Source organism: Pseudomonas sp. K5002 (assembly GCF_013386655.1).
Classification (GTDB): domain Bacteria; phylum Pseudomonadota; class Gammaproteobacteria; order Pseudomonadales; family Pseudomonadaceae; genus Aquipseudomonas.
Genome location: NZ_JACARK010000765.1, coordinates 1 through 10,719 on the forward strand (window position 1 = coordinate 1; position 10,719 = coordinate 10,719).

Consider the following 10,719-nt stretch of genomic DNA (forward strand, 5'->3'; position numbering starts at 1 on the left):
CCGCGCGGGCGCACAGGCGACCGGCCAGGAACTCCGCCTGCCGCTTGGCCACCGAACGCTGGATGCTCGCGGGTGGCGGCACGGCGCTGCGCTGGAAATCGCCGATGGCCAGCAGGGCCGGGTCAAAACGGGTGCTCAGCAAGACCGTGCCGGGCAAGGCATCGGGCAACGGCCAATGGGCGTCAAGTGGGGTGCAGCAGGCGGGTAGGGAATTCATGCCGGGTATTTTGCCGAGTTGCAGGGCCGCTGGATAGCCTGCGGCCGGGGATACGTAAATAACTCTTTACACAGTAGCCGGCCTCGGTTCAGCCCAGGTTCAGAGAGTGTTCAGGGGGAGTTCAGGGGCGTCTGCGTAGTCTGGCCCCGTACCCAAAGCCCAAGCGTATGAGGTAGCACCATGACTGCGATCAAGAAGCTGATGTTGGCCTTAACCATGCTCAGCGCCACCGCTGGCGTCCAGGCCTCTGATTCGAGTTTCGCGGGTTTCTCCAAGGAGAAGAGCAAAAAACCCTACAGCCTTCTCCAGCGGGTGAGCTTTGAGGATGCCGGTGAACAGGCAGCTCCATGGGGCCAGTCCCTGGGCCAGCACACCCCGCAGTCAGACTATCGCGTGGGCAACGAAAACCTGTCAGGTCACTTCAACGGCAGTAAATTGCGCCAGCAAGACCTGCAGGGCCGCTATGATATACCCCAGTTGGAAAGTTGATTTGCCTTGGAGAGCTTTATGAAATTGCTGGTTGTCGAAGATGAGGCGTTGCTGCGCCATCACCTGTTGACCCGCCTTACCGACAGCGGTCACGTGGTCGAGGCCGTCGCCAATGCCGAAGAGGCGCTGTACCAGACCGGGCAATTCAACCACGACCTGGCGATCATCGATTTGGGCCTGCCCGGCATGGGCGGCCTGGACCTGATCCGCCAATTGCGCGCCCAGGCCAAGACCTTCCCGATCCTGATCCTGACCGCCCGTGGCAACTGGCAGGACAAGGTTGAAGGCCTGGCAGCAGGTGCCGACGACTACGTGGTCAAGCCGTTCCAGTTCGAAGAGCTGGAAGCGCGGATGAACGCACTGTTGCGCCGCTCCAGCGGATTCACCCAATCCACCATCGTCGCCGGGCCGTTGCTGCTGGACCTCAATCGCAAGCAGGCGTCCCTCGACGAACAGCCACTGGCGCTGACCGCCTACGAATACCGCATCCTCGAATACCTGATGCGGCATCACCAGCAAGTGGTCGCCAAGGACCGCCTGATGGAACAGCTCTACCCCGATGACGACGAGCGTGATCCGAACGTAATCGAAGTGCTGGTGGGCCGCCTGCGCCGCAAGCTGGAAGGCCCGGCGGGTTTCAAACCGATCGACACCGTGCGTGGCCTGGGCTACCTGTTCAATGAGCGCTGCCGTTGATTCGCTCGCTACGTGTACGTTTGATGCTCGCGGCCACCATCCTGGCCGTGCTGTTTATGCTGGCCTTGTTGCCGGCCATGCAGGGCGCCTTCAGCCTGGCCCTGCAGGACTCCATCGAGCAGCGCCTGGCGTCGGATGTCACGACGCTGATTTCGGCTGCCCGGGTTGAAAACAATCGCCTGCTGATGCCCGCGCAGCTGCCGGACGAGCGTTTCAACCTCACCGACAGCCGCCTGCTGGGCTACATCTATGACCGCGAAGGCCATCTGGTCTGGCGGTCGCGCGCCACACAGGAAGAGAACATCAACTACAAGCCGCGCTATGACGGGCGCGGCAACGAATTTGCGCGGATCCGCGAGGCCAACGGCCAGGAATTTTTTGTCTATGACGTCGAGGTCAAGCTGCTGGGCGGCAAGAGCGCGGCGTTCAGTATTGTCGCCCTGCAACCGGTGCGCGAATACCAACTGACCCTCGAAGGCCTGCGGGAAAACCTCTACCTGGGCTTCGGCGCCGCCTTGCTGGTGCTGCTGACCCTGTTGTGGCTGGGCCTGACCTGGGGCCTGCAGGCGCTGCGCCGGCTGAGCCAGGAACTGGATGAAATCGAAGGCGGTACCCGGGAAAGCCTCAGCGAGCAACACCCGCGCGAGCTGCTGCGCCTGACCGGCTCCCTGAACCGGTTGCTCCACAGCGAGCGGGAGCAACGCACCCGTTACCGCGATTCCCTGGATGACCTGGCCCACAGCCTGAAAACCCCGTTGGCGGTGTTGCAAGGCGTGAGTGAAGACATGGCCCAGCGGCCCGAAGATCGGGACCAGGCCTGGGTACTGCAATCGCAGATCGAACGCATGAGCCAGCAGATCAGCTACCAATTGCAGCGTGCCAGCCTGCGTAAAAGCGGCCTGGTGCGCCACCAGGTGCGGCTGGAGCCGGTGCTGCAAAGCCTGTGCGACACGCTGGACAAGGTTTATCGCGATAAGGGCGTGAAGGTCGCCTTTGAATTGCCGGACGAATGCGACGTGCCGATCGAGAAGGGCGCCTTGCTGGAACTGCTCGGCAACCTGCTGGAGAACGCCTATCGCCTGTGCCTGAGCGAAGTGCGCATCACCTTGCAGGAAAGCCTGGAGGGCACCGAGTTGTGCATCGAAGACGATGGCCCCGGCGTACCGCCGGACCAGCGTGCGCGCATCCTGCAGCGGGGCGAGCGGCTCGACCGCCAGCATCCGGGGCAGGGGATTGGCCTGGCGGTGGTCAAGGACATCATTGAAAGCTATGGCGCCCGGCTGACCCTTGGGGATTCACCGCTGGGTGGGGCTGCGTTCAAGATCCACTTCCCGGCCGTGTGATCTTTATGGCTGCACCGGCCTCATCGCAGGCAAGCCAGCTCCCACATTGTGACTGTGTTCACAAATCAAACTGTGGGAGCCGGGCTTGCCCGCGATGAGGCGGGTACTGGCAACGCTTATCTAACTCTCTTGTGCTCTATAGGCCCCCGGCGTCAACCCGGTCCACTTCTTGAACGCCCGATGAAACGCCGACGGTTCGGAAAACCCCAGCTGCTCGGCGATCTCCTGCAACGACAAATCCGCCCGCCCCAAATGATAGATCGCAATGTCCCGGCGCAACTCATCCTTGAGCGCCTGAAAGCTGGTGCCTTCCTCCCGCAAATGCCGACGCAGGGTCTGCGGGCTGATATGCAGGTGCTGGGCGACGGCTTCGAGGTCGGGCCAGGGCGTGCGGTCGCGGCTCAATAGGCGGCGCAACTGGCTGCTCAGGCTGTCGCCTTCATCCGGCCGCGACAGCAGGTCGGCCGGGGAGCGTTCGAGGAAATGCTTGAGGGTGCGCTCGTCCTGCAACAACGGCAGGCTCAGGTAGCGGCTGGGGAACACCAGGCTGCTGGTGGGCGCCGCGAATACCTGTGGGCAGGGGAACAGCAAGTCGTACTCACCGGCGTGGGGCGGCGTCGGGTAGCTGAAGGTGGCCTGGTGCAGGCGGATGCGCTGGCCAATCAGCCAACTGCCGAGGCGGTGCCAGATCACCAGCAGGCATTCGCTGAGGAAGTGATCCGGGTCCCAGAGTTGCGAATCGTCCAGGCTCAGGCGGGCCATTTCCCCTTCACGTGTCAGACGCCAGCGCGGACCCTGCGGGAATAGGCTATAAAATAATAAGCCGCGTTCCAGAGCCTTCTCCAGGGTGCGGCAGTGAATCAGCGCGTGGCACATCATAGCGAAGGTGCCGCGCTTGCTCGGGCCTTCGGCGAAGCCCAGGTATTCGTCATCCAGCGCCAGCCACAGCATTTGCAACAACTGGGTGAATTGCTCGGGGGCGATGCGGGCGCGGGGCTCGCTCAGCAGTTCCGCAGTGATGCCGACCTGCTGCAGCAGGCCCGAATAATCGTAGCCGGCCCGGCGAGCACCGCCGAGAGCGGCTCGGGCGTAGTGACTGGCGATGGTTCGTTCACGCATGAGGGGCCTCGTCCATTGAGTGGCGGATGTTAGCCACCCCGGGCGGGTGCAACAAGGCGGATATCCGCCAAATTGTAGGACGAGATCAGGTGAGCAGGCGGAAATCCGCCACTGTCTGTAGGCATAACCTTAAGCTGGAAATCGCCCGAGCGCTGATGTCTAAAGGCCTTCAGGGAGTTTCAGCAGAAGTGGCACGACGCTTGCGATACAGAGCGCAGGGAGACCGCCTCGAGCAGGCTCTCAAACAACAAATCCCTCCAGTGCAGGAGGGTTCGCAATTCAAGTGTCGTGGGCAATGGCGGATATTTGCCACACGGGACGATTGAGGAACTTTGCAATGACGACTCGTCAGCCACTGTACAAATCCCTGTATTTCCAGGTGATCGTTGCAATCGTTATCGGTATTTTGCTCGGTCACTTCTACCCGCAGACCGGCGTGGCCCTCAAGCCACTGGGTGACGGCTTCATCAAGCTGATCAAAATGGTCATCGCCCCGATCATCTTCTGCACCGTTGTCAGCGGCATCGCTGGCATGCAAAGCATGAAATCGGTCGGCAAGACCGGCGGCTACGCGCTGCTGTACTTCGAAATCGTCTCCACCATCGCCCTGCTGATCGGCCTGGTCGTGGTCAACGTCGTGCAACCGGGCGCCGGCATGCATATCGACGTGGCTACCCTGGACGCCTCCAAAGTCGCGGCCTACGTGACTGCCGGTGCCGACCAGAGCATCGTTGGCTTCCTGCTGAACGTGATCCCGAACACCATCGTTGGCGCGTTCGCTACCGGTGACATCCTGCAAGTGCTGATGTTCTCGGTGATCTTCGGTTTCGCCCTGCACCGCCTGGGTGCCTACGGCAAGCCGGTGCTGGACTTCATCGATCGTTTCGCCCACGTGATGTTCAACATCATCAACATGATCATGAAGCTCGCGCCACTCGGTGCCCTGGGCGCCATGGCGTTCACCATCGGTGCCTACGGCGTAGGTTCGCTGGTGCAGCTCGGTCAGCTGATGATCTGCTTCTACATCACCTGCATCCTGTTCGTGGTGCTGGTATTGGGCGCCATCTGCCGCGCACACGGCTTCAGCGTCCTGAAACTGATCCGCTACATCCGTGAAGAACTGCTGATCGTACTGGGTACTTCCTCGTCCGAATCCGCACTGCCACGCATGCTGATCAAGATGGAACGCCTGGGCGCCAAGAAGTCGGTAGTCGGCCTGGTTATCCCGACTGGCTACTCCTTCAACCTGGACGGTACTTCGATCTACCTGACCATGGCTGCCGTGTTCATCGCCCAGGCGACTGACACCCACATGGACATCACCCACCAGATCACCCTGTTGCTGGTACTGCTGCTGTCGTCCAAGGGCGCTGCTGGCGTGACCGGTAGTGGCTTCATCGTACTGGCCGCTACCCTGTCGGCTGTTGGCCACCTGCCGGTTGCCGGCCTGGCGCTGATCCTGGGTATCGACCGCTTCATGTCCGAAGCCCGCGCACTGACCAACCTGGTTGGCAACGCTGTTGCAACCCTGGTTGTGGCCAAGTGGGTCAAGGAACTGGACGAAGACAAGCTGAAAGTCGAACTGGCTTCCGGTGGTCGCGGTATCTCCGACACCCGTGAAGAAGACGACCTGGGCGTGGCCGAAGGCCCGGCTCCAACCGCCGTCAAGTAAGGCTGCAGCGTTTGTGAAAAACCCATCTTCGGATGGGTTTTTTTATGCCTTCGGGAAGCATCAGTCACTTCGGATGATGGTTTATGTGATTGCCGCCGACCGCCGGGTTTGCCTACTCTGTGGCCAATCGAATCGGAATCGGAGTCCGCATGTCAGGTCCCTTGGCGTCCCTCAAAGTACTGGATTTCTCCACCTTGCTGCCGGGGCCGTTCGCCTCGTTGCTGCTGGCCGACATGGGCGCCGAGGTGTTGCGCATCGAATCCCCCACACGGATGGACCTGCTGCGAGTACTGCCGCCCCATGACCAGGGCGTGTCGGCCAGCCATGCCTATCTGAACCGCAACAAACGCAGCCTGGCCCTGGACCTCAAACAGGCCGAGGCGGTGGCGATCGTGCGGCAACTGGTGGCGGACTACGACATCGTCCTCGAGCAATTCCGTCCCGGGGTCATGGAGCGCCTGGGCCTGGGTTACGAGGCGTTGAAGGCGATCAACCCAAAGCTGATCTACGTCTCCATCACCGGCTACGGCCAGACCGGCCCCTACAAGGATCGCGCCGGCCATGACATCAATTATCTGGCCCTGGCAGGCATTGCCAGCTACACCGGGCGCCAGGACAGCGGGCCGTTGCCCTTGGGTGTGCAGTTGGCGGATGTGGGGGGCGGCTCGTTGCACGCGGTGATCGGTTTGCTGGCGGCGGTGATTGCCCGGCAGCACAGTGGGGTGGGGCAATACCTGGACGTGAGCATGACCGACTGCGCCTTCAGCCTGAATGCCATGGCCGGTGCCGGTTACCTGGCGTGCGGCGTGGAGCCGGCATGGGAGAACCAGGTGCTCAATGGCGGCAGTTTCTATGACTATTACCGATCGCGGGAAGGACGCTGGTTGTCGGTGGGCAGTCTGGAGCCGGCGTTTATGCAGCAGTTGTGTACGGCGCTTGGCTGCCCTGAATTGGCGGCAATGGGCCTATCGCCCAAACCCGAGCAGCAGAAAGCCCTCAAGCTGGCGCTGCAGGTCGAGTTCGAGAAACGCAGCTTTGATGAGCTGTGTGAGCTGTTTGCCGGGATTGATGCGTGTGTCGAGCCGGTGCTGAATCTGAGCGAGGCCGTTGAACACCCGCAGTTGAAAGCCCGGGAGCTGGTCAGCCAGGTGCCGCGGGGCGATGGTTCCAGCCAGGCGCAAATGGCCTGCCCGCTGAAGTTTTCCGAGGGCTTGCCGGCGGCCAGGCATATCGGGGCGGCATTGGGCGCTCACAGCGATGAGGTGTTGGCGGAGTTGGGATTCAGTGCTCAGCAGATAGATGATTTGCGGCGTGCCAAGGTGATTCAGTAGCGCCTGGGCCGGCCCCTTCGCGAGCAAGCCCGCTCCCACATTCAACCGAGTTCCATCGTTGGAATGCGATCAAATGTGGGAGCGGGCTTGCTCGCGAAGAGGGCCATACAAGCACCACAAACCTCACTCGACGCGGGTTTCCCCGGTAAACACCAAAGTCTGCCGACACCTGCGGCACAAATACCGCCGCCCCTGGGCCACCAACCCGTGACGCTGGGGCGAAAACGGGAAGTCACTGTCGGCACACGGACAGCGGTAGATATACCGCGTGACGCGCCGCCGCTGGATTTCATAGGTGTGGCAGCGGTCCGGCGGCAGTTCGTAAACCCCACGCATGATCAACTGCCATTCCTCGCCATGGGGCTGGATGCGCTCGCCGAACAATTGGTGGGCAATCAGGTGGGCCACTTCATGGGCGACTGTCTGTTTAAGGAAGTGTTGGCTGTTTTCACGGTAGAGCTGCGGGTTGAAGCGCAGCAGGTTCTCGTGCAAATGCGCGACACCGGCCTTCTGGCCCCGCAGCTTGAGGCTGACCTGGGGGCGTTTGAAGCTTCGTTTGAAAAAGGATTCGGCTTGCAGGAAACAATCTTCGACGCGGGTATTGAGTTGCTCGGGCATGCTGTACATATCTCCAGAGACGTCCAGTATGCCGCAAACAAGGGTGTATCCGAATCTGTCAGGCGCCGAATGGTCATGCATAACGCACAAAGCCACCTTGCGGTGGCTTTTCCTGCGGGTAAACCGCGTCAGTTGGTGTAGATCGGGCCTACGCCCAGCCCCCAGACGATCACGGTAAAGGCCATGATCGCCACCAGCACCACCAGGCCTACCGCCAGTACCGAGCTGGAAAACAGGAAGCCCTCGTCCGGGTGGATGTTCATGAAGGTCGGCAGCCCCACGTACAGCAGATACACCGTGTAGCAAATGGCCGCCGTGCCCACCACCATGCCCAGCCACATATGCGGGTACAGCGCCGCCAGCCCGCCGATAAACAGCGGTGTCGCGGTGTAGGTGGCAAACGCCACGCAGCGCGCCATGCTGGGGTTGGCGTCATAGGTGCGGGCCATCCAGTGAATGAACGCGCCCATCACCGCCACGCCGCCGAGCATCGCCGCGTAGGACATGAGGGTCATCCACAACGCGCTTTCCACCGTCAGCATCACCGGGGCGCGGCTGCCGATAACCCAACCCACCTGAGTGGTACCGATAAAGGCTGAGACAGCGGGGATGGCCGCGAGAATCAGCGTGTGGGTGAGGTACATGTGGCCGATGCTTTCTTCTTTATCGCCACGAATTTCCCGCCATTCCTGATCGGGGTGGGTGAAAAGTCCCACGACGTGATGGATCATGCCAGTCACTCCTGTCGTTATTACCATCGCCCCCCAGCGGAGCGCCCACGGGCCAATAGGCCTGAAAGGTCTGGATATATGTGCGACCTTATGTCGCAGTATAGGAAGTGATGACCGGAAAAAGTGTGGGGCTTTAGAGCAAATTGCGCTGTAAACATTGGGCTTAATCGCGGCGGGGTCTGTTGATTGGAATGCGGTCAACTGTGGGAGCGGGCTTGCTCGCGAATGCGGTGGGTCAGCTAAACACCTGGCGAATGACACTTCGCGTTCGCGAGCAAGCCCGCTCCCACATTGGAACTCGGTCGTCCATCCCGGTAAAATACCCGGCTTTTCGTCACACACCTTTCGCGGATCCAAGCGCCATGGGCACTCTTACGGTCAACCAGAACAAACTGCAAAAACGCCTGCGTCGCCTGGCCGGCGAGGCAGTCGCCGATTTCAATATGATCGAAGAGGGCGACAAGGTCATGGTCTGCCTGTCCGGCGGCAAGGACAGCTACACCATGCTCGACGTGCTGATGCACCTGCAAAAGGTCGCGCCGATCAAGTTCGACATCGTTGCCGTGAACATGGACCAGAAGCAGCCGGGTTTTCCCGAGCATGTACTGCCGGCCTACCTCAAGGAATTGGGGATCGAGTACCACATCGTCGAGAAAGACACCTATTCGGTGGTCAAGGAGCTGGTCCCGGAAGGCAAGACCACCTGCTCGCTGTGCTCGCGCCTGCGCCGTGGCACGCTCTATACGTTTGCCGACGAAATCGGCGCGACCAAGATGGCCCTCGGTCATCACCGCGATGACATCGTCGAAACCTTCTTCCTCAACATGTTCTTCAACGGCAGCCTCAAGGCCATGCCGCCCAAGCTGCGGGCCGATGACGGGCGCAACGTGGTGATCCGCCCACTGGCGTACTGCCATGAGAAGGACATCCAGGCCTACTCCGACCTCAAGCAATTCCCGATCATCCCGTGCAACCTCTGCGGCTCCCAGGAAAACCTGCAGCGCCAGGTGGTCAAGGACATGCTCCAGGATTGGGACCGCAAGACCCCGGGCCGCGTCGACAGCATCTTCCGCAGCTTGCAGAACGTGCAGCCGTCGCAGTTGGCCGACCGTAACCTGTTCGACTTCACCAGCCTGCGTATCGACGAAAGTGCGGCGTCGCGCTTCGTCAACGTAGTGAACCTCTGAGTGTTTTCACCGCTCTGACAGACGGCGCTCCTGGGCGCCGTTTTCATTTCAATCCTTAGGAGAGGGCATGCGCGATTACAAGTGGCTGCACGAATATTGTCTGAACCGGTTTGGTTCGGCGGCCGAGCTGGAAGCCCACCTGCCTGTGCCCCTGACCCCGGCGAAACTGCGCAAGATCAGCGATGACCGCTACCTGTCGACCCTGTCGCTGCGGGTGTTTCGTGCCGGCCTGAAGCACAGCGTGGTGGACGCCAAGTGGCCGGCCTTCGAGCAGGTGTTCTTTGGGTTTGACCCGGAAAAAGTCGTACTCATGGGCGCCGAGCACCTGGAGCGGCTGATGCAGGACACGCGCATCATCCGTCACCTGGGCAAGCTCAAGAGCGTGCCGCGCAATGCGCAGATGATTCTGGATATCGAGAAGGAAAAAGGCAGCTTCGGCGGGTTTATTGCCGACTGGCCGGTGACCGATATCGTCGGCCTGTGGAAGTACCTGAGCAAGCACGGCCACCAGTTGGGCGGGCTGTCGGCGCCACGCTTTTTACGGATGGTGGGCAAGGACACGTTCGTGCCGAGCTATGACGTGGTGGCGGCGCTGAATGCGCAGAAGATCGTCGACAAGGTGCCCACCAGCCTGCGGGACCTGGCCACGGTGCAGGGCGCATTCAACCAGTGGCATGCCGAGAGCGGGCGGCCGATGTGCCAGTTGTCGATGATGCTGGCTTACACCGTGAATCATTGATACCGGGTTGATGCCATCGCAGGCAAGCCAGCTCCCACACTTGGAATGCATTCCTCTGTGGGAGCTGGCTTGCCTGCGATAGCGGCAGGTCAGGCACTACAAAAGCATCAGACAGGCAATCCTTCCCCCGCCAACCGCCGATTTAGCTGATGCCGGTACCGCACATACATCAACGCCGTGCAGAACACCGCCAGGCTCGCCAGCATCTCGAGCACACCAAACCACTGCCGATTCGGGTCATAGGCCGCCAGCGCGCCCTTGATGAAATACAGGTTCACCACAAAGCACATCCATGAATGCCCGCGCGCGCTGCCCAGGATCATCCCCGGCGCCAGCAACAGCAGCGGCACCAACTCGATCAGCAGAATCACCCACGGCCGCGCGCCATGCAGATCGGCGAACGCCAGGTAGTAGGCACACAGCAGCCCCACCAATCCCAGGAACGCCAGCAGGCTCAACGCCCGCATCGCCTTGACCCGTGGCTCCAGCCAGGCCTGGGGCGGCAGTAGCTTAGGCTTCCTGGCCACGGCCGTTCTCCAGTAGCGCAGCGGTCTTCGCCAGGCGCAGGCCGAGGGCG

The 10,719-nt window shown here is 61.3% G+C and carries 11 protein-coding genes and 1 pseudogene; 7 read left to right on the plus strand and 5 right to left on the minus strand.

Going from position 1 to position 10,719, the window contains the following annotated elements:
* Positions 1-217, minus strand: a pseudogene (locus HX846_RS28010) (4'-phosphopantetheinyl transferase); the annotation flags it as partial.
* 180 nt (positions 218-397) lie between these two features.
* Here HX846_RS28010 and HX846_RS28015 point away from each other — a divergent pair.
* Genes HX846_RS28015 through HX846_RS28025 form a run of 3 tightly spaced genes read left to right on the plus strand, consistent with a single transcriptional unit; the run spans position 398 to position 2,745 of the window.
* Entirely contained in the window at positions 398-706 is a 309-nt protein-coding gene (locus HX846_RS28015) for a hypothetical protein (protein WP_003214230.1), read from the plus strand.
* 18 nt (positions 707-724) lie between these two features.
* Positions 725-1,402, plus strand: coding sequence for a response regulator transcription factor (locus HX846_RS28020; RefSeq protein WP_003214228.1), 678 nt, complete (start codon positions 725-727; stop codon positions 1,400-1,402).
* Positions 1,399-2,745, plus strand: coding sequence for an ATP-binding protein (locus tag HX846_RS28025; protein ID WP_023659245.1), 1,347 nt, complete (start codon positions 1,399-1,401; stop codon positions 2,743-2,745). Before HX846_RS28020 ends, HX846_RS28025 begins: the two co-directional genes overlap by 4 nt.
* A 120-nt stretch (positions 2,746-2,865) precedes the next feature.
* On the opposite strand, the gene HX846_RS28030 is transcribed toward HX846_RS28025, so the two are convergent.
* Complete coding sequence (locus HX846_RS28030; RefSeq protein WP_087692785.1) at positions 2,866-3,864, minus strand: AraC family transcriptional regulator; 999 nt, start codon at positions 3,862-3,864, stop codon at positions 2,866-2,868.
* Positions 3,865-4,201: 337 nt separating this feature from the next.
* On the opposite strand from HX846_RS28030, the gene HX846_RS28035 reads away from it, so the two are divergent.
* Together HX846_RS28035 and HX846_RS28040 are read left to right on the plus strand one after the other, a co-directional pair.
* Positions 4,202-5,536, plus strand: coding sequence for a dicarboxylate/amino acid:cation symporter (locus HX846_RS28035; protein WP_008435307.1), 1,335 nt, complete (start codon positions 4,202-4,204; stop codon positions 5,534-5,536).
* Between the two features lie 149 nt (positions 5,537-5,685).
* A complete protein-coding gene (locus HX846_RS28040) occupies positions 5,686-6,867 on the plus strand; it encodes a CaiB/BaiF CoA-transferase family protein (protein WP_102369712.1) in 1,182 nt (393 codons plus the stop codon).
* 123 nt (positions 6,868-6,990) lie between these two features.
* Here the strand turns inward: HX846_RS28040 and HX846_RS28045 are convergent, their stop codons facing one another.
* Both HX846_RS28045 and HX846_RS28050 read right to left on the minus strand, forming a co-directional pair.
* A complete protein-coding gene (locus HX846_RS28045; RefSeq protein WP_102370295.1) occupies positions 6,991-7,485 on the minus strand; it encodes a SprT family zinc-dependent metalloprotease in 495 nt (164 codons plus the stop codon).
* A 128-nt stretch (positions 7,486-7,613) separates the two neighbouring features.
* Complete coding sequence (locus tag HX846_RS28050) at positions 7,614-8,216, minus strand: Yip1 family protein (RefSeq protein ID WP_004371402.1); 603 nt, start codon at positions 8,214-8,216, stop codon at positions 7,614-7,616.
* 362 nt (positions 8,217-8,578) lie between these two features.
* On the opposite strand from HX846_RS28050, the gene ttcA reads away from it, so the two are divergent.
* Together ttcA and HX846_RS28060 are read left to right on the plus strand one after the other, a co-directional pair.
* Positions 8,579-9,403: a tRNA 2-thiocytidine(32) synthetase TtcA gene (ttcA, locus tag HX846_RS28055; protein WP_008435321.1), complete on the plus strand. Its 825-nt coding sequence runs from the start codon at positions 8,579-8,581 to the stop codon at positions 9,401-9,403.
* A 67-nt stretch (positions 9,404-9,470) separates the two neighbouring features.
* Positions 9,471-10,142, plus strand: coding sequence for a DNA-3-methyladenine glycosylase I (locus HX846_RS28060; protein WP_004371396.1), 672 nt, complete (start codon positions 9,471-9,473; stop codon positions 10,140-10,142).
* Positions 10,143-10,249: 107 nt separating this feature from the next.
* On the opposite strand, the gene HX846_RS28065 is transcribed toward HX846_RS28060, so the two are convergent.
* Positions 10,250-10,669: a DUF2069 domain-containing protein gene (locus HX846_RS28065; RefSeq protein ID WP_087692782.1), complete on the minus strand. Its 420-nt coding sequence runs from the start codon at positions 10,667-10,669 to the stop codon at positions 10,250-10,252.
* Between the last annotated feature and the right edge of the window lie 50 nt (positions 10,670-10,719).